16 protein-coding genes are annotated in these 23,104 nt (G+C 69.4%); 3 read left to right on the top strand and 13 right to left on the bottom strand.

All coding sequences use genetic code 11. The features are described 5' to 3' along the window. Positions 1-4 precede the first annotated feature (4 nt). Genes ACG04R_RS13100 through ACG04R_RS13090 form a run of 3 tightly spaced genes read left to right on the top strand, consistent with a single transcriptional unit; the run spans position 5 to position 2,468 of the window. On the top strand, positions 5-913 hold the full coding sequence (locus tag ACG04R_RS13100; protein ID WP_394410821.1) for a hypothetical protein: 909 nt from the start codon (positions 5-7) through the stop codon (positions 911-913). 56 nt (positions 914-969) lie between these two features. Continuing rightward, entirely contained in the window at positions 970-1,941 is a 972-nt protein-coding gene (locus ACG04R_RS13095; protein WP_394410819.1) for a family 43 glycosylhydrolase, read from the top strand. A gap of 14 nt (positions 1,942-1,955) precedes the next feature. Next, positions 1,956-2,468, top strand: coding sequence for a hypothetical protein (locus ACG04R_RS13090; protein WP_394410817.1), 513 nt, complete (start codon positions 1,956-1,958; stop codon positions 2,466-2,468). 301 nt (positions 2,469-2,769) lie between these two features. Here the strand turns inward: ACG04R_RS13090 and ACG04R_RS13085 are convergent, their stop codons facing one another. The 13 genes from ACG04R_RS13085 to ACG04R_RS13025 form a co-directional block, all read right to left on the bottom strand. Beyond that, positions 2,770-3,669: a DUF4238 domain-containing protein gene (locus tag ACG04R_RS13085; RefSeq protein ID WP_394410814.1), complete on the bottom strand. Its 900-nt coding sequence runs from the start codon at positions 3,667-3,669 to the stop codon at positions 2,770-2,772. A gap of 244 nt (positions 3,670-3,913) precedes the next feature. Then, positions 3,914-5,521: a rhamnogalacturonan lyase B N-terminal domain-containing protein gene (locus ACG04R_RS13080; RefSeq protein WP_394410811.1), complete on the bottom strand. Its 1,608-nt coding sequence runs from the start codon at positions 5,519-5,521 to the stop codon at positions 3,914-3,916. A gap of 147 nt (positions 5,522-5,668) precedes the next feature. Next, positions 5,669-6,514 carry a hypothetical protein gene (locus ACG04R_RS13075; protein ID WP_394410808.1) on the bottom strand — a complete coding sequence of 282 codons (846 nt, stop codon included), beginning with the start codon at positions 6,512-6,514 and terminating at the stop codon, positions 5,669-5,671. 109 nt (positions 6,515-6,623) lie between these two features. Further along, complete coding sequence (locus ACG04R_RS13070; protein ID WP_394410804.1) at positions 6,624-7,403, bottom strand: alpha/beta hydrolase; 780 nt, start codon at positions 7,401-7,403, stop codon at positions 6,624-6,626. Continuing rightward, the gene (locus ACG04R_RS13065; protein WP_394410801.1) at positions 7,400-8,437 is read right to left on the bottom strand and encodes a glycoside hydrolase family 43 protein; all 1,038 of its coding nucleotides are present in this window, start codon (positions 8,435-8,437) and stop codon (positions 7,400-7,402) included. The genes ACG04R_RS13070 and ACG04R_RS13065 overlap by 4 nt, the downstream gene beginning before the upstream one ends. Continuing rightward, positions 8,434-10,812: a glycoside hydrolase family 95 protein gene (locus ACG04R_RS13060; protein WP_394410798.1), complete on the bottom strand. Its 2,379-nt coding sequence runs from the start codon at positions 10,810-10,812 to the stop codon at positions 8,434-8,436. Before ACG04R_RS13060 ends, ACG04R_RS13065 begins: the two co-directional genes overlap by 4 nt. Next, the gene (locus tag ACG04R_RS13055) at positions 10,809-13,748 is read right to left on the bottom strand and encodes a glycoside hydrolase family 2 protein (protein WP_394410795.1); all 2,940 of its coding nucleotides are present in this window, start codon (positions 13,746-13,748) and stop codon (positions 10,809-10,811) included. Before ACG04R_RS13055 ends, ACG04R_RS13060 begins: the two co-directional genes overlap by 4 nt. 627 nt (positions 13,749-14,375) lie before the next feature. After that, complete coding sequence (locus tag ACG04R_RS13050; protein WP_394410792.1) at positions 14,376-15,779, bottom strand: glycoside hydrolase family 28 protein; 1,404 nt, start codon at positions 15,777-15,779, stop codon at positions 14,376-14,378. Continuing rightward, positions 15,776-18,511 carry an exo-rhamnogalacturonan lyase family protein gene (locus ACG04R_RS13045; protein ID WP_394410789.1) on the bottom strand — a complete coding sequence of 912 codons (2,736 nt, stop codon included), beginning with the start codon at positions 18,509-18,511 and terminating at the stop codon, positions 15,776-15,778. Before ACG04R_RS13045 ends, ACG04R_RS13050 begins: the two co-directional genes overlap by 4 nt. Before the next feature lie 152 nt (positions 18,512-18,663). Then, positions 18,664-20,505: a glycoside hydrolase family 2 protein gene (locus ACG04R_RS13040; RefSeq protein WP_394410786.1), complete on the bottom strand. Its 1,842-nt coding sequence runs from the start codon at positions 20,503-20,505 to the stop codon at positions 18,664-18,666. Continuing rightward, positions 20,505-22,058: an alpha-N-arabinofuranosidase gene (locus ACG04R_RS13035; protein ID WP_394410783.1), complete on the bottom strand. Its 1,554-nt coding sequence runs from the start codon at positions 22,056-22,058 to the stop codon at positions 20,505-20,507. Before ACG04R_RS13035 ends, ACG04R_RS13040 begins: the two co-directional genes overlap by 1 nt. Continuing rightward, a complete protein-coding gene (locus ACG04R_RS13030; RefSeq protein ID WP_394410781.1) occupies positions 22,055-22,810 on the bottom strand; it encodes a DUF6250 domain-containing protein in 756 nt (251 codons plus the stop codon). Before ACG04R_RS13030 ends, ACG04R_RS13035 begins: the two co-directional genes overlap by 4 nt. Continuing rightward, on the bottom strand, positions 22,774-23,097 hold the full coding sequence (locus tag ACG04R_RS13025; protein ID WP_394410778.1) for an L-rhamnose mutarotase: 324 nt from the start codon (positions 23,095-23,097) through the stop codon (positions 22,774-22,776). The genes ACG04R_RS13030 and ACG04R_RS13025 overlap by 37 nt, the downstream gene beginning before the upstream one ends. Between the last annotated feature and the right edge of the window lie 7 nt (positions 23,098-23,104).

The raw sequence follows: 23,104 nt of genomic DNA, 5'->3' as shown, positions 1-23,104 counted from the left end.
GAACATGACCACTCTTTCGCGCCGGTTGATCTGGCTGGCATTGCTGCTCGGCCTGGGCCTGCTGGCCTGGCGCGTGATTGCCTGGCAGGCCCAGGAAGAGCGCGTGCCGGCGCTGCCGCAGCGCGCCCAGGCTGCGCTGGCGCTGCCTGAACCTTTGCCCGCATCTGCGCCGCTGCCGGTGCTCCCGGCGGCCGCCGACGTACCGGCCTCCGCGCCCGCCCGCGCGGCGTTATTGAGACCTCCGCCCGACGTGATGCGCCTGCAGCGCGACATCCAGTTCGCCATCAGCAGCAACGAGCCTGGCAAGGCAGGCAAGGCGGCGCGGCGCATCAAGCACTGCGAGCAGCTGGACCAAATGCGTGAGCGCCTCAAGGTCGGCGGGCTAAAAGTCGACGACACCACCAAAACCCGGCTGACCGCCATGCTCGACATGGAAGCGCCGGCCTGCCAGGCCGTGGATGCGGCATCGCGCGCGCAGCTGGTGCCGCTGTTGCGGCGCAGCCTGGCCGAGGGCGACAAGGGGGCGGCCGCGTCGTTGATGAGCGAGCTGGGCAGCAATCTGGACCTGGCCGCCGAGCCTGACCTCGTGCCGGCACTGCGCCGCGATGCCTGGGCCTGCGACCGCCTGTCGCAGATACAGCTGGCCCAACTGGCGCGACGCTATCCGCAGCTGCTGACGCCCAACGAGGTCGGCGTGCTGCGCGAACAGGAGCGCGCCGCCGCGATCCGGAGCGTCCAGAGGCTACGGCAGGCTGCATCGGACCCCCGCCTCACGGCAGCGCAGAATGAAAGCGTGATGGAGCGTTTCATGGAGCGCTTCAAGCTGCCGGCCGATGCCGATCCTGCCGAGGTCGCCCGCCTTTCCGCCGAGATCCAGAGCCGCTGTCCCGTCGCCGCGAAGCCCGCGTCCTGACCGCCCCGACGGCCGGCGCCTTGCAGCCATCGGCGCGTCTTCGTGAAAGTGGAACCATGAAGCTCGTCACTGTCCTGCTCACCGCACTGCTCGCCGCATCGTTCGCGCAAGCCCAGAACCCGCTCGCCCTCGGCAAAGACCTGCGCACGGCCGACCCGTCCGGCCACGTCTGGCCCGATGGCCGGATGTGGCTCTACACCTCGCACGACCAGGAGTGCCAGGACGACTTCCACATGAAGGACTGGACGGCCTTCTCGTCCACCGACCTCGTGCACTGGACCAACCACGGCGCCGTGCTGTCGGTGAAGGACCTGGCCTGGGCCGACGACTACGCCTGGGCGCCCGACGCGGCCTACAAGAACGGCAAGTACTACCTCGTCTTCCCCGCCGGCACCGGCGTGAAGGACCGCCAGAACCCCAAGCTCAGCACCAAGTGGATGGGCATCGGCATCGCCGAGAGCGACTCGCCCGCCGGCCCCTTCAAGGACATGATCGGCGCGCCGCTGTGGCGCAAGCCCTATGCCAACGACCCGGCGCTGTTCGTCGACGACGACGGCCGCGCCTACCTCTACAGCCGCACGTCGGGCGTCAACTACCTCGTGGTCGAGATGGCCGACGACATGCGCAGTATCAAGGGCGGACTGCAGAAGATGGACATGGGCGGCTACGAGCCGCCGATGGAAGGCCCGTGGGTGTTCAAGCGCAACGGCCTCTACTACTTCACGATGCCCGAGCACAACCGCGTGCTGACCTACTACACCGCCACCGCGCCCAAGGGGCCGTGGACCTACCGCGGCGTCATCATGGACGCCGAAGGCGGCAACAACCACCACTCCATCGTGCAGTACCGGGGCCAGTGGGTCTTGTTCTATCACCGCTGGCTGGACGTGCCCGGCGCCGCCTGCGCCAAGAAGCAGCGGCACGTCGCGGCGGAGTACCTGCACTTCAACGACGACGGCACGATCCGCAAGGTGGAGCGCACCCAGCAGGGCGTGGGGGACTTCCCGCAGCGCGTGTCCGGGCAATGAAGGGAGCCCACACGATGAACATGCAACTGTCGGCTGGAGCGCTGGTGCAGCAGGCCTTGAAGCATTGGGAGGTCGGGCAGCTTGCCGAGGCTGAGACCTGTTTTGTCCAGGCCATCGCTGCGGCCGACGGCCAGTGCGGCGTCGCCGACCTTCACGGCCAGCTGGCCGCCGTGCTGGACGGTGCGGGCCGGCTCGGTGACGCGGTCACGCAGTCGGAGCTGGCGCTGGCCGGCGAGCTGGCTCAGGGCCAGACGGAGGGCACGCCGAGCGTGAAGATCGCGCGCTACTTCCTGGCGGATCGCCTGGTGCGGCATGGCCAGCCCGGCCGCGCGCTGGACGTGCTGGCGCCCTCGCTGGCCGTGTTGCCTGACGACCGGCTGCTGAACCTGGCGCAGGCCGAGGCGTTGTTCGCGCTGGGGCAGGTGGCCGAGGCCCGCGCCGCTGCATCGCGCGCGCTGGCCTATGCCGGTTCGGAGGCCAAGCGGGCTCAACTCGCCGAGCGCCTCGCGCCTGTGCTGGGCTGCTGACGCGCAGCCTGGGCGGGATCGCGGCGGCGAAGGCGAGCCGGGATCGCGCCGCGTCGGGGCGTGGGCGGGTCGAGTCAGGGCGAGTGACGGGCAGGTTGCCTTGTTGTGAGGAGCCTGCTGGAGGTCAGCTCGTCATCAAGCTGCCGGTCCTGAGGGCGACAGGGGGATGGCGTTGAGTCGGATGGATAGCGGCTGTCGACCCGTCAGCGACATTCGATCTTCCAATCGAGGCACCCAACAACAATCATTGAAGACGTGCCGAGCAGACAAGAGCGCCACCAACTACCGCGACATTTCATGCTTACGCGGGCGGCCGGGGCCCCAAGCCCAACCCTGGTCCGGCTGATGTCTTCTCCAGCCGCTTTTCCAGTAGCTTCCGGTGCTCCATATCTCGTCCCCACACATAGACGCTGGCCTGTTCCACCATTCCCCGGTTCATCTCTCGCACGAAGGTCGGCTCAGTCTTCGAGCGGATGCGCTCTGCGGTGTTGGGCGACGTGAAGGCAAGGAACGCCATATCCGGCGCAATAGGAAGGTAGAGCAAGAAGTGTTCGGCGATGGAACCAAAGAGCGTCATTGGCCGGTCGCCAATCACAAGCCGCGCGCCGCCCCTAGAAAGCTTACGCGTCATCCACCGGGCCTCGTAGATTTTCCTGTTCAAGAACGACGTTTGGATGAGATTGGGTAAGGCGTACGTACCGAAGTCACCCAGCATCTGGGCATCGTTTTTTTCGACGTACTTCCTGAGAGTCTCTTCAGGCTCGTCCCCTCGAAACTCAAGGTAGTCGTCCGGGTTGGCGTCGAATTGGCTACCTAGCGCCTCAATGCCCTTCTCTCGGACGTACGAAACCGCTCCGGGCCCACGGTACACGAGCGCCACAAGAAAACGGGTCCACGTGTAGGCCTGATCGTCCGTAATGCCAGCGAGCCCGTTTGCGAGAAGAGTTCGGTGAACCAGCGCGGCCGGCTCATCCACGTGCTTCGTCATGAACTCTGTTTCCAACTGCTGATTCGGCTCGGGGTCAGCCCTGCGCATAGCGTAGAGGTGCCGTTCCTTGGCCACCGACTTCGCCTTGTAGCGCTTCTCCGTGATTTCCCCTCGAATCCAGCGCATGGCCGATAGCTTCTCGTCCGCCTGGCATTCCCATTCCTTCAGCAGGAACTTGGGGATGAAATGATGCTCGTTGTGCGTTGCTCCCATGGCCAAATCTTAGCCATCGCCTGAGACCGGGCGCTCGCCAACGGCAGCTCATGGCCGCCAACTGTCAATCCTCAGCCCAGGTCAGCAGCAGTGCCGCGAGGGCGCGCCAGAAGCTCGTCATCTCAGGTCCCGTGGCGCTGCCCGATGCCGCCACCGAGCCCGGGCCCGGGGCCCTGGCGGCGGCCGCTGGGCGATGGTGGGCGGTGGCGGGTGGCCGGCATGGGCCGCGCGTTGGGGAGCCGGATCAGTACAGGTCGATGCAGTCCACGCCGAAGCCGGGTGACAAGTAGGCGGTGCCGCTGCTGCCCGAGGCGACGTTGATGGTCAGCGTGTTGGTGCCGGCCACGAAGGCGCTGGCCGGGATGGCGTACGTGAACGTCGTGTTGTTGCCGCGGTAGGTGCCGATGGTCAGCGAGCGCGAGCTGGGCTGGGTGCTGGCTGAAGGCGTCGACGAGCTCCAGCTGTTGACGGTGACCTGTGGACGGCCGCTGGCGTAGGCGGCGGTGATGCCGATGCGCAGCGTGCGCGCCGCCAGCTGGGCCGACGTGAGCGTGAAGCTGACCGTGGTGCCGCTGTTCACGTCCTTCCACAGCGCGCCGGGGAACTTGTTGTTGGCGCTGCCGGCCGCGTAGGCGACCGTGCCCCAGCTCGCGTTGCGTGAGTCGGACGGATGGCGGACGCTGAAGGTCTGGCCGTTCAGCAGCTCCAGCGGCGTGCCGTCCCAGTCGCCCACGCGCCAGAGCACGCTCTGCGTCGATGGGTCGGCGGTGATGGCGCGCGTGTTCAGCGTCGTCGTGCCGCCGCTGCTGACCGATACCGACTCGCTGTAGACCCCCAGCTCGCCCTTGTAGACCGTCATCGTGTAGGTGCCGGGCTTCATGCCGGCGACCGACACCGCGCCGCTGCTGGACGCCGTGCCCCAGTACTGCGCCGTGTCGTTGGCAAAGCCCACCGTGTAGGTGTAGTTGCTGTCCATGCCCGACAGGCCGTTGAGCACCACCTTGCCGCGGCTGGCGCTGGCCACCCAACCGGTGAGGCTCAGGCTGGACATCCAGCTCATGTCGGGCGTGGATGGCGTGCTGCCGGTCGTGACGAGCATCGCGTACGGGCCGTGCAGGCCCATGCGGAAGGCCTCGGTCTGGTTGTGGCCCGAGTTCATGTAGTTCGTGACCTCGACGTCGGTGTCGGTCTTGAACTGGATGTCTCGGAAGAACGGCCCGCCGGAGCTGGACTCGCGGTTGCCGTAGGCCATGTAGACGCCCACGCCACTGCCGGTCACGCCGCGCAGGTAGAGGTCCTTGGCGCGCTGGTTGCCGTAGTACTTGGAGCGCGTCGTGCCGTCGCTCATGCCGACGACGTCGGTGCTCTCGATGGCGCCGGTGTTGCCGGTCTGGTTGGACTCGGTGGGCACGCCGGTGAAGACGTTCTTGTCCAACCGCGTGATCCAGCGCAGCTCGCCCACCGACGGCTCGGCCGAGATGTAGGTGGCCATGTAGACGGTGTTCTCGCCACTTCGGACTGCCAGGTAGTGCGTCAGCGTGGAGGTGGGGATGGTGATCAGCGCCGTGCTGCCCGACACCGTGTAGCTGGGCACGGCCGACAGGCCCGAGCTGATCTGCGAGCCCTTGGTCTGGCCCAGCAGCTCGACGCCGCCGTTGAGCTTCATGCTCGTGATGTCGCCGTTGGTCTTGTTGACCTTGAACACCAGCCCCGCACCGCTGTCGACGGTGAGGTAGCCGCTGGCATCGGTGACGCCGAAGGCGGCCAGCGCGGGTTGGCTGGCCAGGCTGCCGAGCGCGGCCAGGGCGAGGGCGGGCAGGACCGTGCGCGCACGGTGCAGGACGGGGTGCATGGATGTCTCCTAGTTTTTCTGTCGCCGCCGATGGAGGTCATCGCGGCGAGCCCAGTCTAGGAAGAGCCCCTGCCGAGGCGACTGCGGGATGCCCCGCAGCCACTGCATCCTCTCAACAGGTTGATCGCAACGGCGCCGCGCGGGCGCTCAGGCGGCGCCGCCTTCAGCCATCGCGCGCCACAGCGCCATCGTGCGTGCCGTGCGGCTGGGCGGCTCGGGCGCGCGCCCTTGCATGAGCCGGTCCATCGCTTGGATGACGCGGGCCAGGAAGGGCAGCGCGTGCACCAGCGGCATCGCCATCAGCCGCAGTGCATCGGGCGAGCCGGGCGGCAGGTAGGCCAGTTGCTGCGCGGTGGATGGCAAGGTGTGCGCGTACTGCGACAGCTGCATCGTGATGGCGTTGTGCCAGTCCACCTGCACACCGCTGAGCTCGCAGCGCTGGCGCTGGTTCAGGTGGAAGGCCGGCGGGTCGCCCTTGGCCAGGCGCTGGCGCAGCACGGCCTGCAGGTCGGCGTGCAGGGAGGCCAGGAACTCGTGGCTTTCGAGGGCGGCCTGCAGCTCGGCGGCATCCGCGCGGAGCTTGGCGATGCGCGGGTCTGTCGGGCCCAGGTCGCTGTAGATCCGCAGCCGTCTTGTCGTGTCGTGCAGCTCCCAGAGCTGGACGCGGAAGCTGCGCTCCGAGGGCGTCACGTCGTGCCCGGCGATGTATTCGAAGGCGTCGTGCGCCTCCACGGCGCTGCGCGCCACGGCCGTCATGGAGGGCACGTCCCACAGCTCGGCCTGCGCGCGCTGGCTGGTGTCTCCGGCCAGCGTGCGCAGCGCGTTGCAGTGCGAGAGCAGCTTGACGAAGATCTGCTGGCCATAGGCCGTGTGGGGGGACGGCGCCGTCAATCCGGCCAGGACGGCGGCCATCGCCTTGCCGTACTCCAGGACGGCTTCGAACTCCCGGACCTTGGCGCGGTAGTCGCTCCAGGTGTTGATCGCTTGCAGCATGCTTGGCTTGTCGCTCAGATAAGCCGCGCAGGGTAAGCGAAGTTGAAGGTCCGCCGGACTCGGCTTGGTGACCGGATGCACGCGGCGCCCGGCCGCGGCGTTCGCGCGGTCAGCGCAGCCGCTGCGTCATCCACCGCGCTGCCAGCGTCGGCCACTGGTCCTGCGTGCCGTCCAGCCCGCGCAGCGCGAAGCCGTGCTCGGCCTGCGGGAACACATGGGCCTCGACGTCCAGCCGGTGCTGCTGCGCCGCGACGATGAGGTTGAGCGCGTGCTGGACGGGCACGACCGGGTCGTGCAGCGCATAGGCCAGGAACACCGGGCACTGGGGCAGGCCGTGCGGCTCGGTCGCGATGCCGATGGGCCAGGCGTCGTAGAACGCCTGCTTCTCGGGCGGCGGGAAGTCGGGCTTGGCCGGCGGGAACTTGTGGTCGCGGTGGTTGGCGTTGAGCGGCGCGTAGGCGATGACGGCGCCGGCGCTCTTCAGGTCATGGTGCTGGCAGGCCATCACGCCGGCCAGGTGGCCGCCGGACGACAGGCCCACGTGCAGCAGCGGCAGCGGCGGCAGCGTGGCCAGCAGGTCCAGCGCGCGCAGGCCGTCCTGCAGCGCGATGTCGAACGGATGGCCGTCCTGGCCGGGCAGGCGGTGGACGAGCACGTAGGCGTCGAGGCCCAGGGCGTTGAGCCACTTGGCGATCTCGACGCCCTCCTTGTCGAGCATCAGCTGCAGGTAACCGCCACCCGCGTAGACCAGCGCTCGGCCTCGGGCCGGCGTGGGCGAGGGGAAGGCGTGCAGTTCGGCGCGTGTGGGGTGGCGGCAGACGCGGTCCGGCGGATCGCCGTCGAAGATGTTCGCGGCATCGTCGGACAGGGGAATGACGACCCGATTCATGGCTTGCCGGTCTCCTTCAGCGGCAGGCCGAAGTCGGGCATGCCGTCGGCCGTGAAGGCGAGTGGCTGCACGCGCGTGGCGCGGCCGGTGTCGCGCAACGGGTCGCCGGTGATCTCGCGGTAGTTGCGGGCGTGGAAGACGTTCAGCACCGTGCCGTCGGGCTCGACGAGGAAGCTGTTGTGGCCGGGGCCGTACTGGCTGTTCTCGGCGCTGGTGCTGAACACCGGGCCGGGCGACTTGCGCCAGCTCTTCGCATCCAGCAGGTCGGCGTTCTCGTCCGCCCACAGCAGGCCCAGGCAGTACTCGGCGCCGGTGCCGGCGGCCGAATAGCTGACGAACACGCGGCCGCCGTGCACCAGCACGGCCGGCGCCTCGTTGACGACGTAGCGCACCTTCTCCCACGCGTAGTCGGGCTGGCTGATGCGCACCTGCGGGCCGTCCAGCTCGGTGGCGCTCTTCATGCGCGAGATGAAGATGTCGGTGCTGTGGTTCTTCTTGGCCGGGTCGGTCTGCGCCCAGACGAGGTAGCGCTTGCCGCGGTGCTCGAACAGCGTGGCGTCCAGCGTGAAGGTCTCCCACGCGGTCTTGATCTGGCCGCGCTCGGTCCACTCGCCCCGCATCGGGTCGGCACTGCCGTTCTCCAGCACCCACAGCCGGATCTTCCAGGGCTCCTTCGCCTCGCCGGCGCTGAAGTAGATGAACCAGCGGCCGTCGATGACGTGCAGCTCGGGCGCCCAGATGTTGCGGCTCATGACGCCCTGCTCATGCCGGCGCCAGACGACCTGCGGCTCGGCCGTGGCGAGGCCGGCGATGCTGCGTGCGCGGCGCAGCTCCAGCCGGTCGTACTCGGGCACCGTGGCCATCAGGTAGTACCAGTCGCCGTGGCGGGAGATCTGCGGGTCGGCGCGCTGGGCGACGAGCGGGTTGGGCCAGGGCAGCGGCGCGGGCGTGGCAGGCGCCTGCGCGAACGTGGGCAGGGCCGTGGCGAGCAGCGTCGCGGCAAGCGCCGTGCGGCGCGAGATCAGGGAATTCAAGCGGAGGTCTCCATGCGTTGCAGCAGCCCGTCGCGGCGCTCGAAGCGGGCGGTCTGCCCGGCGGCCAGGCGCAGCGGCAACCGGCCGCCATGCCAGCGCAGCTCGGTGCTGCCGCCGACGGGGCTGGCGATTGTCAACGCTTGCAGCTCGCCGCCCCGCCAGCTGAATCCAAGTTCGAAGCCGCCGCGTGCTCGCAGGCCCGCCACGCTGCCGGCGGGCCAGGCAGACGGCAGCGCTGGCAGCAGCTCGATGCGGCCGCGCTGGCTCTGCACCAGCATCTCGGCAATGCCGGCCGCGCCGCCGAAGTTGCCATCGATCTGGAACGGCGGGTGGGCGTCGAACAGGTTGGGGTAGCTGCGTTTGGGGTTGAGCAGGCGTTGCAGCGTCGAGTAGGCATGCTCGCCGTCCTTCAGCCGTGCCCACAGGTTGATGCGCCAGCCGATGCCCCAGCCGGTTGTGTCGTCGCCGCGGCGCTCCAGCACGTTGCGCGCGGCGGCGGCGAGTGCCGGCGTGTCGTCGGGCGTGATCTGGTCGGAGGGGAACAGCGCGTACAGGTGCGACACGTGGCGGTGCTGCAGCTCGGGGGCCTGCAGGTCCCAGTCCTCCTGCCACTCCTGCAGCTGGCCGGCAGCGCCGATGCGGTCGGGTGGCAGGCGGTCGCGCAGGCCCAAGCAGGCCTTGGCAAAGGGGCGGTCGATGCGCAGCTCGCGCGCGGCCTCGGCGGCGTGATTGAGGAGGTCGCGCAGCAGCTGGCTGTCCATCGCCGGGCCGGCGACGACGGAGGAACCGCGCGGGTGCGTGTTCTCCGGCGAGATGCTGGGGTTGGTGACCATGAAGCCGCTCTTCGGGTCCCGCACCAGCGTCGCGAGCTGGAACTCGGCCGCGCCCTTCAGCAGCGGGTACAGGCGCCGCAACAGCGCCGGGTCGCGGCGGAACAACCAGCTTTGCCACAGCGTGTTGACCAGCCACACGCCGCCCATGGGCCACAGGCCCCACTTGGCGCCGTCGGTGGGCGCCGCGACGCGCCATCCATCGGTGTTGTGGAAGGCCACCCAGCCCGGCGCGTCGTACATCGCGCGGGCCACCTTGGCGCCGGTGATGCTCAAGTCTTCCACCATCGCGAACAGCGGCTCCACCGTCTCGCCGATGTTGCAGACCTCGGCGGGCCAGTAGTTCATCTCCGTGTTGATGTTGATGGTCCACTTGGACCCCCACGAGGGGTTGGTCTTCTCGTTCCACAGCCCCTGCAGGTTGGCCGGGAAGCGCGAGCCCGGCCGCGAGCACGCCAGCAGCAGGTAGCGGCCGTACTGCAGGTAGAGCGCCGCGAGGCCGGGGTCCAGCCCTTCCGCGAACCGGGCAATGCGCTCGTCGGTGGGCAGCGCGGCGCCGGGGCCGCTGCCCAGGTCGATGGCGACGCGGCGGAACAGGCGCTGGTGGTCCTCACGGTGCGCGGCACGCAGCGCCTCGGGGCCGCGCGGCACGGCTGCGGCCAGCGTCTGCCGGTTGAGTGCGGCGGGGTCGCCGGAGACGTCGTCGAAGCGCTTGTAGCCGGTGGCACCGGCGATGAGGATGAAGACCTCGTCGGCGCCCTGCACCTGCAGCCCGCCATCGCGGGCGACGAGCGTGCCGCCGCGCGTGACGACCTGCAGCCGGCACTCGAACGGCAGCCGGCCCTCGATGCCGGCCACGGTCGGGCTGGTGCCCGCCACCCACAGCGTGTGCCCGTCCTCGGTGCCGCTGTGCTGCTGATGCGGTGCTGTCAGTGTGATGTCGGCACTGATCCACTTCGGCTTGTCGGCCGCCAGGCGCACGACGATGAGCTGGTCCACCGCCGAGGCGTACACCTCGCGCGTCAGCGTCGCGCTGCCGGTGCGGAACCGTGTCGTGGCGACGGCCTCGTCCAGGTCCAGGCTGCGCTCGTAGCCGCGCACGCCTTCCAGGCCGGGGAAGAGCAGCAGCAGCTCGGCCAGTGGCTGGTAGCTCATCTGCCGGTTGGGCACGCCGATCAGCGTCTCGTTGGCGAGTTTCTCGGCCTCGGCGTAGCGGCCGGCGAAGACCAGCTCGCGCACCTTGGGCAGCCCCTCGCGGGCCTTGGGGTTGAGGGTGTCGTAGGGGCCGCCGGAGAAGAGGCTGTTCTCGTTGAGCTGCAGCCGCTCGGTGTGCGTGCCGCCGAACACCATCGCGCCCAGCCGCCCGTTGCCGACCGGCAGCGCCTCCACCCATTCGTCGGCCGGGCGGCGGTACCACAGGCGCTGTGGGGCGGGCGAGGCGGCCGTTTGTGCGGTGGCGGGCAGGGCCAGCAGCGGTGCGCCGAGGCGCAGCGCGCCCGCCTGCGCGAGTTGCTGCTGGAGCCAGGTGCGACGGGAAGTGGTCATGGCAGTTTGTAGAACTCGGCTTCGACGATTGAAAGGACACCGCGCCCGAGGCGGCTGGCGCCGGTGTCGACGATCTTCTGGTTGGCGACTTCGGTGTTGGCCGTCTCCTCGCCGCCGACGGCGTCGCCGGTCAGCTCGATGCTGACGACCTGGCCGAGCCGGGGCTTCAGCGGCAGCGTGACGTAGCCCAGGCTGCGTTCCGTCAGCCCGCGCCAGACCTCGATGCCGTCCACGCGGATGACCAGCGGGTACTGGCGCTCCTTCCAGCCGCCGAGCTTGAGCGTGATCTCGCTCAGCGTCGCCGGCTCGGCGAGGTGGAAGCGGATGCGACCTTTGCCCGGGGCGCTGGTCCACGACGTGCGTTCGTCGTCGTCGACCGCCCGGGCCGGCGTGCCGCTGTCGGCGTCCGCCGAGCTGACGGGCACGGCCACGCGGCTGACGGTGAACGATGGCGTCGCCGGTGTCGGGCCGCGCGTGAGCTGCGCAGTCAGGCCGTCGGCCGGGAAGCGCGTGCTCAGGCCGCCGTTCACGGGCACCGGCTGCGAGCGCAGCTCCAGCGTCGCGGGCGCCAGGCCCTGGGCCTCGGCTTTCAGGCGGATGACGCCGGCCTGCGTCGTGCTGCGCACCAGCACGCGGTTGACACCGCCTTCCACCGGCAGCTCCTTCGCCAGCACGAAGTTGCCCGGCCCCTGCGCGATGCCGCCGCGCCATTCGGCGGGGCCGTCGAGCGTGAACTTCACGGTGTCCAGCACGACGGGGTTGCGGCGGCCCTTCGCGTCGACGACCTCCACCTGCACCAGCGCGAGGTCCGCACCGTCGGCCTGCAGGCCTTGTGGGTGCGTCTGCACGCTGAGCTTCAGCGCGGCGGGGGCACCGGCCGTCACGCGCACGTCCTCGCAGATCTGGTGGCCGTCCTTGTCCAGGCCGATGGCGCGCAGCTCGCCGGGCGCGAACGTCACGCCGTCGAAGCGGAAGACGAAGGGCTCGACGGGCTCGGCCGTCTTCAGCAGCTTGCCGTTCAGCAGCAGCTGCACGCGGGGGCTGCTTGCGATGACGGTGACCGTCTTCACCGTGCCGGCCGCGTAGTTCCAGTGACCCAGCAGGTGGGCGTGCGGCTTCTCGACGTCGACCCAGCCGTCCCACATCACCTGGTGTGCGAAGAAGCCGTCCTTGGGGATGCGCATCGCGTCCACCTCGCCGCTGCGGCGGTAGTTTTCGGCGCCGCGGTGGTGGGTGTTGCTGTCGCTGAAGATGATGTTGACGCCACCCGCCGACACACGCGTGCCGGTACCGGGGCGCTCGCGCCAGTAGTCCACCCAGCGGCGCACGTCCTCCAGCGCATGCGAGTCCTGGTTGCGGTTGTAGCTGGCCGCGCCCTGGCCCTTGTGGTCGGGGCCGTCGCCGTCGCGGTGGAAGGGCGGCGAGAGTTCGTCCCAGAACTTGCGCGCGCCCTCATCGCGCGAGTACTCCATGGCCCACATCGGGCGGCGCGCGCTCTTGTTGATGTAGAGCATCTCGCCGCCGTACTCGGCCACGTCCTGCAGCTGCTGCGACAGCATCTCGCGGCTGCCCGCCGCGCGGCCGCCCTGCGGGTCGAGGCGGTCGCGCAACGCGCGCACCTCGGCCATGTGCTCGGCGCTGACGCCGCGATTGCCCGCCTCGTACATCAGCACGCTCGGGTTGTTGCGGAAGTAGACGATGGCGTCGCGCATCGCCTCCATGCGCTGCTCCCAGCGCCGGCCGGTCACGTCGGCTTCGGAGTCGCCCGCAGGCATGGCCTGCATCAGGCCGAGGCGGTCCAGCGACTCGACATCCTGCTTCCACGGCGCCGTGTGCATCCAGCGCACGAAGTTGGCGTTGCTGGCCAGCATCTGGCCGTTGCTGTAGTCGCTGAGCCAGGCCGGCACCGAGAGACCGATGGCCGGCCACTCGTTGGAGGTGCGTTGCGCATAGCCCTTGAGCTGGATGACGCGGCCGTTGAGCGTGACCATGCCGTGGTCGAACGCGGTCTGGCGGAATCCTGTGCGCGTGACGACGGTGTCGACCGGCTGGCCGTCGACGGTCAGCGTGGTTTCGACGTCGTACAGCGCGCCGTAGCCCCAGCTCCAGAACTGCAGGTCTCTGACGGCCGAGCGTGCCAGCACGGTCGTCGTGGCGCCGGCCGCCAGCGTCTGCGCCGGCGCCTTGAAGGTGGCGACGACCTTGCCGTCGCGGTCGCGCAGCGCGACGTCGAAGCCGAAGCGGCGCGGCTGGTCGTACTCGTTGCGCACCTGGGCCTCGGCCGTGATGACGGCGCGGTGGGTCTGCTGGTTGAAGTCGCCGGCGTGGATGTAGACGCCGGTGGTGCCGAGGTTGGAGAACAGCGGCAGCGTCTGGTAGAGCCTGTCGGTGATGTGCAGCCGCAGGTTCTTGGGCAGGCCGCCGTAGTTGGCGTTGAAGTTCTTGTCGGCCCACTGGTAGCGCTGGTTGGTGGACTGCTCGCGGTAGTCCCAGCGGTTGTCGGTGCGCACGGCGATGACGTTGTCGCCGGGCTTGACGACGGCGCTCAGGTCGAAGCCGAAGGCGGTGACGCCGTTTTCGTGCAGGCCGACTCGTTGGCCGTTGACCCAGACCTCGGCGGCTTGTCTTGCGCCCTCGAACTCGATGAAGACCTTGCGTTGGGCGACGTCGGCCGGCAGCGTGAAGCGCTTGCGGTACCAGGCGATGCCGGTGCTGTGGTCGGCGATGTCTTTCGCGAAAGCATCGTCTTCGTTCCAGGCGCGGGGGAGGGTGACGGGCTTCCAGTTGGCGTCGTCAAAGGTGGGCGCTTCGGCGCCGGGGGTGTCGCCGACGTGGAGGCGCCAGGCGGGGTTGAAGTTGTAGGTTTCTCGCGCTGCATTTGCGGAGAGGGCGAGCGTGAGCCCGGCCAGCAGGGTGGCGATGCGGTGCAGCGTCATGCGTTGGAACCGGTGGGTTGTTGGCCAGCGTGGTGCCGGGATTTCGCCCCGGCGGGCGACCTACTTTCTGGACCGCCAGAAAGTAGGCAAAGAGCTCCCCCCGACCGCACCGCCCTCCGCTGCGCTACGGGTTCCCTGCGCTGCTCAGGCCTTGAGGGCCCGTGCGGAACTCCCTCCGCTACGCTGCGCTCAGACAGCCGCACGGAGTCAGTTCTTGAAGTGCGCTGCGCGCACGGCCTCGAAGCCTTGCGCTGCTCGGCGGTGCCAAAGGGGGCAACCCGAACAGCCGGCGCCAGCCGGCTTTCGGGTTTGGCTGTTGTCTTCGGCTGTTCCGGGGTTCCCCTTCTAAACCGCCGAGAAGCGCAGAAGCCCAGGGCGCGCGCGCAGCGCGCTTCAACTTCTGACTTCGCGCCGCCTGTTTGAGCAGAGCGTAGCGGCGCGAGTTCGGCGCGGCCCTGGGCTTCGAGCATCGCAGGGAACCCCGCAGGGGCGGTTTTGCAGGGGCGCTTTCTTTGCTTACTTTCTTGCGCGCGCAAGAAAGTGAGTCGGCCGCCGGGACGAAATCCCGGCATGGGCCTGGGCCGAAAGCCGAAGCAGCGAGTCACGGCGCGCTCAAACACCTATCGCTCACACCGAAACCTCAACCGCATTGCGATGGTCATGCGCCTCGCCCAGCAGCTTGTCGACCCGCACGCGCCGGAGCGTCACGCCCCGCACCGGCAGCGAGAGGTCGCCTCGCAGCCGACTCACGTGCTTCGCTTCGCCGACCTCGACGTCCGACACGAACAGCCCCTCGACAGGCGTCAACCGCTTCTCCAACGTCGGCATCAACTGTCGCCACTGGTAGAGCACATCCGTGTCCACGTCCAGCACGCTGCCTTCCAGCCTGTAGGCCTTCACCCGGCGCAGATGAATGTTGCGCACGAACCCACCACGCCGCTCGTTGGTCTTCACGAACAGCAGGTTGTTGAGCGGCGTCTTGTACGTGCTGGCGCGCGTGTCGACCTCGCAGTCCTCCACCAGCACCTCGGAGATGCCGCCCGCCAGCTCGCTGCCGATGGCCATGAGCTGGTGGCCGTTCAGCACCTTGCAGCGGCGCACGACGATGTGGCGCGACGGCGTGGCCAGCCGCCAGCCGTCGCGCTCGCGGCCGGACTTGACGGAGATCGCGTCGTCGCCCTGGTCGAACGTGCAGTCCTCGATCAGCACGCGCTGGCTCATCTCGGGGTCCACGCCGTCGTTGTTGTGGCCGAGGGCGTGGATGCGGACGCCGCGGACCAGCACGTCCTCGCACAGGAAGGGGTGCACCGTCCAGAACGGGCTGTTGACGATGCGCACGCCCTCCAGCCGCACGCGGCGGCAGCGGTTGAAGTGCAGGAAGGGCGGGCGCAGGTGGGCGTCGTCGAAGGCGCCATCCGTCATGCGGCGCTCGCTCGCGGGCACGCCGGCGACCGACATGTTGTACAGCGCCACCAGCGCGTCCATGTGCGCCTTGGGCCGCGCGAACCACTGCTGCCAGACATCCACCTGCGCCTCCAGCGTGCCGGCGCCGGTGACGGCGATGTCCTCGCAGTCGTGCGCGTAGACCAGCGGCGAATGGATCATGCACTCCAGCCCCTCCCAGCTCGCCAGCACGGCGGGCAGGTAGTCGGCCGGGTCGGGCGAGAAGCGCAGCATGGCGCCGGCCTCCAGGTGCAGGTTGACGCGGCTCTTCAGGTGCACCGGGCCGGTGGGCCAGCTTCCGGCCGGTACGACGACGATGCCACCGCCGGCCTCGTGCGCTGCGCGGATGGCGCGGGCCAGCGCGGCGGAGGTCAGCGACTGGCTGGCCTGCTGCGCGCCGAAGTCGGTGATGACGAAGCGCGGCCGGCCTTCGAACACCGGCAGCCGCAGTGGCGGCATGTCGAAGGGTGTGTCCTCGACCTTCAGCGTCTGCGTCGGGAAGCCGGTTCGGGCCGTCGCGCAGGCGGCCAGGCCGCCTGCGCCGACCGCGGCACCGGCAGCCAGCACGGCGCGGCGGCTCAGCCTCATGGCACGAGGCCGGCGGCCTTGGCCGCCTCGTCCAGCGCGTCGCCCACCAGCGCGAGGTTCTGGATGCCGGCAAGGCCCCACTGCGCGGAGTCGTTGGTGCTGATGGTGGGCTGCTCGATCAGCGGCCGGAGGGTGTCCACGCCGCCCACGCGCCGCAGCTGGCCGCCACCGCGCAGTGCGCGCGATGTGAAGAACTCGCGCCAGGCGCGCAGCGCCAGCGAATGGTCCTTGTCGTGGAAGGCGGCGTAGGCCGTCAGGCGCGAACAGGTGTCGGTGAGGCTGCGGCCGCCGGGGTCCTTGCCCAGTAGCGCGGCGATCTCGTGCTTGGGCGCGTTGTAGAAGCGGCAGTACTCCAGCCAGGCGCGGCGGTAGGCGGGCACGTCCACCAGCGTCAGCAGCTCCGAACTCATCTCGGCGACGCCGAACACGGCGTTCAGGTGCGAGATGGACACGTCGGCGCCCGGGCCCTGGAACTTGCCGGTCTTGGCGTCGTACGGCGCGCCACCGGCGAACCAGCGGCGCCGCAGGTCGCCGATGCTTTGCATGCCGTTGACGAGCTTGTCGCGCCAGCGGGTGTCGCCGGTGCGCTCCCACTCGGTCAGCCAGGCGGCGATCCACGAGCCCCACGTCGTGCCGAAGCCCACGCCCGGCAGCTCGGTGGTGCGGGGGCCCGCGCCCGGCGCGAGCTTGCGCGAGATGTCGACCTTGCCGATGTCGGCGTCGGAGTCCAGCAGCTCGCGGATCAGGTCGCCGCAGCGCTCGTCGGCGGTCAGGTAGAAGTAGAAGCGGCGGTAGGCGGCGTTGGAGATGCGCGGCTGCTTGGACGAGTCCGACCAGTGCTGCACGCCGTGGCGCGTGCCGAAGCCCTTCAGCTCGCCGAGGTGGTAGACGTCCACCTCGCCGGTGTGGCGCGTCATCGCCTCGGCCAGCTTGAAGACGTCGGCGCGGCCGGTACGCAGGTAGCTCGTCCACAGCCACAGGTCGGTGGACAGCTCCGAGTTGTCCCAGGCGTAGCCGCCGATGTCGTAGCGCCACATGTGGCGGTCGACGTCGTAGGTGTGCATGACGTCGCCGTAGTTCCAGAAGCCGTACCAGCGGTGCTGCTCGACCTCGCGCAGGTACTGGTCCAGCTGCAGCGCGAGCCGGTCCTCGATGAGCTTGCGGGCCGGCGTGCCGGTGCCCACCGGGTCCCAGTCGCCGAACACGCCGCAGGCATGGATGCGCTGCGGCGACAGCACCAGCCGCGCCGGGTTGGCGACCTGCTCGGCCATGTCCGAGAACGCCTGGTGCGTGGGCGTGGCGCCCAGCACCCACAGCTGCAGCTCCGATGTGCGTGCCACGCCAACCGAGTTGTCCCAGCCCGGTTCGTAGTCCTCGTAGGTGATGTTGAGGCCTTCGATCTGCTTCTCGTGCGTGTCCATGTCGCCGGGCGAGCGGTAGGAGCGCATGTCCATGGCCGGCGCAGAGGGCGAGTACAGCCAGGCGGTCACTTCAGCCAGCTCGGTGGCGGCGCCGCGCACGTCCAGCCGCACGGGGGCGCGTTGCCAGAAGTCCTTCAGCCCGAGTGCGACGCCGCCCGACGCGCCGCCAGCGTAGACCAGGCCCTTGCAGCGGGTGCCGCCGTTGGAGGCGATCCAGGCCTGACCGGCCTGCGTGCGCTTGGTGATGGCGAAGCCATCGGCGCCGGTCTGCGACAGCGAGAAGTCGTTCCACTCGGGAATCCACTTCAGCCCGTTCTGCACGGCCGTGGCCATGCCGCTCAGCGGCGGCAGCGCCTGGCCGGCGACCTGCGCGTCCTTGTAGGCCTGGCCGGGGTCGCGGCGCAGGCCGGTGACGGGGCGCACGGCCTCGCCCCAGACGCCCACGCCTTCACCGGAGAAGCGCACGTGGCGGTCGTGCGTCGCGTTGGTCATCGGTACCTGCGCGGTCACGCCCAGGCCGGCGATGAAGTCCTTGGCCGGGTCGCCGTCCCAGACGAAGCTGTGCACGATGCGCACGCTCTCGGCGCCGGCGTAGAAGTACAGGCGCACGGAGAACGGCAGCCAGTCGCGGCCCTTCCCATCAACATTCGCGGAATGCGTGCCGTCCAGCTTCAGCACCGCGCGCACGGGGCCTTGCTGCTCGACCGTGACGGCCGTGACCTTGCTGCGGAAGGACTTGCGGCTGACCTTGCCGTCCAGCTCGGGGTCGGCGCCGTCCTGGCGCAGCGCGACGAGGCGCAGGTTCTTCAGCGTGACGCGGCCGGCGCGCGTGGCTTCGGCGATCAGCGCCTCGCCGCGGGTGGCCACGGTCCAGACGAGGTCGCCGGCGCTGACGGTCACGCGATCGCCGGCCTGCCTGACGGCGACGGTGCCGGCCGCGGGCGTGCCGCCTTCCAGCTTCAGCTCGCCCGCCGGCACGCCGCCAGCAACGGCATGCGCTGTCCACTTCAGCGAGCCGTCCGGCCAGTAGGCCAGCGGCCAGGACTGCACCGGCTGGTTCGCGAGCCGGAACTCCGGCGCCTTGCCGGCCGGCAGCTTCACCTGGCCGCGCGGCCAGGGCACGCCCAGCGTGGAGCCCTCGAAGCGCGCGGGCGCCTTGCCGTCCAGCCAGCGCAGCAGCGTGTCGGCCACCGGCGCGGTCGTCGTTGGCAGATTGGCGGTGACGGCGTGGGCCGCGGGCAGTGACGAGGCCAGCGACGCGGCAGCCGTCGTCTGCAGGAAGCCGCGGCGCGAGAAGGGCGTGGTTTTCATTTCGGTTGCTTCACAACGAATGGTGTTTGCGGTGCATGAATTTGCGGGCCGAGCGCCGGGCCGCCCCAAGCCGGCCCGTCTGGCGATGTGCTTGCGGCTCGATGCCGCGAGCATCGCCGTCCCCTCGGGGGACCGGCCAGGCTCGCCCGCGTTCAGCGGGGCGGGGCTGGGCGAGGGGTTTCTTGATACCAGTCCGCCAGCACGTCGAAGGCCAGCTTGCGTTGGCCGGTTTCTGAGATCAGGCCTTTGCGGTTCCAGCCCTGCTGATAGACCGGGTGCTCGCGGCGCGGTGAGCGGAAGTCCTTCAGCACCCACGGCGACAGGCCGCGCAGCGTGGGCACCTTGGCGGCCATGGTCAGCGTGGCGCGGTAGTAGTCGGCCTGGTAGTCCTCGCTGAACTTGCGGTGCAGCGCAGGGTCGCGGAAGCCGGCCTGCGCGTCGGCGCCGAACTCGGAGAACAGCAGCGGCTTGTCCGCCGGCAGGTCCCAGCGCAACTTCGCGACGGCATCCAGCGTGTCGTCGCCGTACCAGCCCGCGTAGGTGTTGACGGCGACGACGTCCAGCTCCTTCAGCAGCGGGTCGGCCAGGCGGATGGTGTCGCCCTGGCGTTCCACCAGCAGCGCGGCGGACACAAGGCGGCTGGGGTCCAGCGCGCGCACCGTCTCGGCCAGTGCGGTGTGGAAGCGCGTGCGGTTGTCCGCCACCGGCGTCTCGTTGCCGATGCTCCACAGCACCAGCGCCGCGCGGTTGCGGTCGCGGTAGATGGTCTCGGCCTGCATGCGGCGGGCCTTGTCGAGCACGGCGGGGCTGTCCCAGTCCACGGTCCAGTAGACGGGGATCTCGCTCCACACCAGCAGGCCCAGTTCGTCGGCCGCACGCAGCATGGCTTCGTTGTGCGGGTAGTGCGACAGCCGAACGTAGTTGCCGTGCAGACTGTTCTTCACCTCGCCGAGCAGACGGTGCGCGGCGGCGTCGTCGATGCGGCGGGCGGGGTTGGAACCGATCTCCTCCTCGTGGATGGAGATGCCCTTCAGGAAGACGGGCTTGCCGTTCAGCAGGATGTCGCTGCCGCGCACGGCGATCGTGCGGAAGCCTATGCGGTCGCGCACCTTGTCGCCGCCAGCCTCGAAGTCGACGTCGTACAGCGTCGGCGATTCGGGCGACCAGCGCTTCAGCGTGCCCGGCGCGGCAACGTCGAAGCGGGCTTCGCCGCTGGCGTCGGTGCGGGCCTGCAGCGTGACGCCCAGCGCGGCGATGCGCAGGCTCACCGGCTGATTGCCGGCCTGCGGGCCGTTGAGCTGCAGGCTGCCGACGAGCCGGCCTGCGTCGGTGAGGCGCAGCGTCGCGTCGTCGATGAAGGTGGCCGGCGTCTGGATCAGCTTGACCGGCCGCGTGATGCCGCCGTAGAGGTCCCAGTCGGTGATCTCGCCGGGGATGGTCTGCGCGTCGTGCTTGGAGTCCACGCCGACGACGAGGCGATTACCCGTCGCGCGCAGCGTGTCCGTCACCTCGACGACGAAGGGCGTGAAGCCGCCCTCGTGCTGGGCGATGGGCTTGCCATTCAGGTAGACCATGGCGCGGTAGTTCACCGCCTCGAAACGCAGGAAGCTGCGTTGGCCAGGGAGCACCTTCGCATCGAAGCGGCGCTGGAACCAGATCAGGCCGTCGTACCAGCGCAGCTCGGGCACGGCCGAGTTCCACGCGCCGGGCAGCTCCATCGTCGGGCCGCGGTCGAGGTCGAACTCGAAGAAGGTCGGGCCGCCCTTCTTTTCTTCCGCCGCCACGTCCACGTCGCGGAAGCGCTGCATGCGCGACTTGGCGACCCAGCCGTTGATATCGGTGAGGCTGGTGCGGTAGTAGTCCTTGGAGTAGGTCCATGTGCCGCCGAGGTCCTGCGCAGCCGCACGGGCCGTCAGCAGCAGCGGCGGGCGCAGGTTGTCAGCGGCCGAGGCGGTGCCGGCGACGAGTGCCAGCAGCGTGAGGAATTTGCGCATCACGGCTGCACCTCCAGCACGAGGACAGACTTGGCCGGCAGCGTCAGCGCCAATGTGCCGTTCTTCGCTTCGGCCTTGAACGGTTGCGGCTTCACGCGGTCGGGCGCGTCGAACCAGTTCTGGGCGTCCATCGTCGCGGCGGTCAGCAGCTGGCCGGTCACGGCGCGCACGCCCTTGCCGCCGACGGCGAGCTGCATCGGCAGCGCCTGGTTGGGGTTGGTGTTGGCCAGGCTGAGGATGAGCTTGCCGTCGACCGACTTCGCCGCGCTCGCGCTGACCGCAGGGATGCTGTATTTGCCCAGCGTGTAGTCGGGCACGCCGGTCAGCTGCACGGGCAGCGAGGTGGCGTCCATGAACGGCAGGTGCATCGCGAACGCGTAATAGCTGGGCGTCAGCACCATGCGGTCCTTGTCGGTGACGATCATGGCCTGCAGGACGTTGACCATCTGCGCGATGTTGGCCATCTTCACGCGGTCGGCGTGGCGGTGGAAGACGTGGAAGTGCAGCGCGGCCAGCACGGCGTCGCGCATGGTGTTGCGCTGCACGAGGAAGCCGGGGTCGGTGCCGGGCTCGGCGTCGTACCAGCTGCCCCACTCGTCGAAATAGATGGCGACCTTCCTGGCCGGGTCGTTGCGGTCCAGGATCTCCTGGTGCTTCGTCAGATAGCCGTCGATGGTCTGCGGCACGGCCAGCGTGGAGATCCACTCGGCCTCGGGGAAGCCGACCGCCGAGCCCTTCTTCTTCCAGTCGCGCGTGGGCAGTGAGTACTGGTGATGGGTGATGGCATCCATGCGGCCCTTGATCTCGGCGCTGAGCGTCTCGACCCAGTTCAGCTCCAGCTCCTGGCCGCCGCTGGCGACGAGCTTGGGCCGGTTGCCCCGCGGCGCCTTCGCGAATGTGGACCAGTGCTTGTAGAGGTCGGCGTAGTAGCTGGGCTTCATGTTGCCGCCGCAGCCCCAGCTCTCGTTGCCGATGCCGAAGTAGTTGATCTTCCACGGCTTGTCGCGGCCGTTGGCGCGGCGCTCGCGGGCCAGGGCCGTGTCGCCGTCGGCCGTCATGTACTCCAGCCACTGGGCCATTTCCGGCACGGTGCCGGAGCCGAGGTTGGCGTTCAGGTAGACCTCGGTGCCGAGCTGCTCGGCCAGGTCCATGAACTCGTGCGTGCCGACCGTGTTGGGTTCGATGACGCCGCCCCAGCTCGTGTTGACGCGCGGGGGGCGCTGCGCCTGCGGGCCGATGCCGTCGCGCCAGTGGTACTCGTCGGCGAAGCAGCCGCCAGGCCAGCGGATGACCGGCACCTTGATGGCTTTCAGTGCGCCGACGACGTCGCTGCGCCAGCCGCGCACGTTGGGAATCTTGGAATCGGGGCCGACCCACAGGCCGCCGTAGATGCCGCTGCCGAGGTGCTCGGCGAACTGGCCGTAGATCTGGCGGGCGATGACGGGACCGGGCTTGTCGGCCTGGATGTCGATCCTGACCGGCTCCGCCGCCTGGGCAGCGATCGGTATCAAGGAACCGAGGGCGAGGCTGAGGGCGGGGAGCAGGTGTTTCATCGGCAGGAGAGGATCTGGAAGTCTCTGATCTGTATTCGGCTGGCCGTCGTGCGCAGCGCGAAGTAGCCTTGCAGGCGCGGATTGGGATCGGCGCGCGTAAAGACTTCGTTGCTGTCGGCGGCCCAGCGCAGGTGAACGGGATCGGCAGCCGTCGGTTGACGCGAAACAATCTCGATGCTGAGCGGTTTGCCGGCGTGCAGCCGCGTCTGCGGCGTCATCGGCAGTTCACCGGGCTCGGCGATGGCTCCGTCGGCGAATCCGGTTAGCAGGCGGCGCTGGCTGCCGTCGTACAGGCGCAGCCGCGTCGTCGTGTTGCCGTTGGCGCCGAAGCCGGCGTAGTAGGTGGGCAGCGTGTCGTAGCCGGCGAACTTGCCCGTGCGTGGATAGGGCTGGCTGCCGTCGGCTTCGAGCGCGTTCCAGAACATGTTCAGGTCGGAGATGCGGCCAGCCAGCGCACCGGCCGTGGCCGGCGCGGGCAGGGCCACGGCGGTGAAGCGGATGGCGTAGTCGCCCGACAGCGGCTCGCGCCACCACAGCGACAGGCCGGCGGGCGTGGCGATGTCCAGCACGCCACCCGCCGCGGTGACGACGGCACGCTCGTCCTCGGCCTCCAGCCGCCAGCGGGCGAGGCCGGCGCGGAAGTCGTCAGCGGCGACTTGCTCCAGCTTCCTGGGCGGCTCGCACCAGGCCGCGGCGAGCAGCGGGATGCTGAGGATCAGCCCGCAAAGTGGAAGACGGACGGCAGGTCCCATTGGCGCGGCTTGTTGTCGGGTTCCACTTCCATCAGCGGGGCCATGTAGTCCCACCAGCGGCGCATGACGGGCAGCGTCGGCAAATCGTCGATGGGGTGGCCGGGCTTGAGCTTGAGCACGGCGAACAGGCTCAGCGTGCTCTCGTCCAGGAAGATGGAGTAGTCATGGATGCCGGCGCCGCGCAGCGCGTCGGCGAGGTCCGGCCACAGCTCGTCGTGGCGCTTCTTGTACTCGGCGACCACGCCGGGCTTGAGCTGCATCTTGAAGGCGCGAATCTCGTCGCTCATGTCTTGT

It is taken from the genome of Pelomonas candidula, assembly GCF_043555985.1.
GTDB lineage: Bacteria > Pseudomonadota > Gammaproteobacteria > Burkholderiales > Burkholderiaceae_C > Pelomonas > Pelomonas candidula.
The sequence above is the reverse complement of the archived record's forward strand: the minus strand, read 5'-3'. Positions and strand labels throughout refer to the sequence as shown.

Coding starts and splice junctions, on each gene's coding strand:
- ACG04R_RS13100 (WP_394410821.1), top strand. CDS start 5: ATGACCACTCTTTCGCGCCGGTTGATCTGGCTGGCATTGCTGCTCGGC.
- ACG04R_RS13095 (WP_394410819.1), top strand. CDS start 970: ATGAAGCTCGTCACTGTCCTGCTCACCGCACTGCTCGCCGCATCGTTC.
- ACG04R_RS13090 (WP_394410817.1), top strand. CDS start 1,956: ATGAACATGCAACTGTCGGCTGGAGCGCTGGTGCAGCAGGCCTTGAAG.
- ACG04R_RS13085 (WP_394410814.1), bottom strand. CDS start 3,669: ATGGGAGCAACGCACAACGAGCATCATTTCATCCCCAAGTTCCTGCTG.
- ACG04R_RS13080 (WP_394410811.1), bottom strand. CDS start 5,521: ATGCACCCCGTCCTGCACCGTGCGCGCACGGTCCTGCCCGCCCTCGCC.
- ACG04R_RS13075 (WP_394410808.1), bottom strand. CDS start 6,514: ATGCTGCAAGCGATCAACACCTGGAGCGACTACCGCGCCAAGGTCCGG.
- ACG04R_RS13070 (WP_394410804.1), bottom strand. CDS start 7,403: ATGAATCGGGTCGTCATTCCCCTGTCCGACGATGCCGCGAACATCTTC.
- ACG04R_RS13060 (WP_394410798.1), bottom strand. CDS start 10,812: ATGACCACTTCCCGTCGCACCTGGCTCCAGCAGCAACTCGCGCAGGCG.
- ACG04R_RS13055 (WP_394410795.1), bottom strand. CDS start 13,748: ATGACGCTGCACCGCATCGCCACCCTGCTGGCCGGGCTCACGCTCGCC.
- ACG04R_RS13050 (WP_394410792.1), bottom strand. CDS start 15,779: ATGAGGCTGAGCCGCCGCGCCGTGCTGGCTGCCGGTGCCGCGGTCGGC.
- ACG04R_RS13045 (WP_394410789.1), bottom strand. CDS start 18,511: ATGAAAACCACGCCCTTCTCGCGCCGCGGCTTCCTGCAGACGACGGCT.
- ACG04R_RS13040 (WP_394410786.1), bottom strand. CDS start 20,505: ATGCGCAAATTCCTCACGCTGCTGGCACTCGTCGCCGGCACCGCCTCG.
- ACG04R_RS13035 (WP_394410783.1), bottom strand. CDS start 22,058: ATGAAACACCTGCTCCCCGCCCTCAGCCTCGCCCTCGGTTCCTTGATA.
- ACG04R_RS13030 (WP_394410781.1), bottom strand. CDS start 22,810: ATGGGACCTGCCGTCCGTCTTCCACTTTGCGGGCTGATCCTCAGCATC.
- ACG04R_RS13025 (WP_394410778.1), bottom strand. CDS start 23,097: ATGAGCGACGAGATTCGCGCCTTCAAGATGCAGCTCAAGCCCGGCGTG.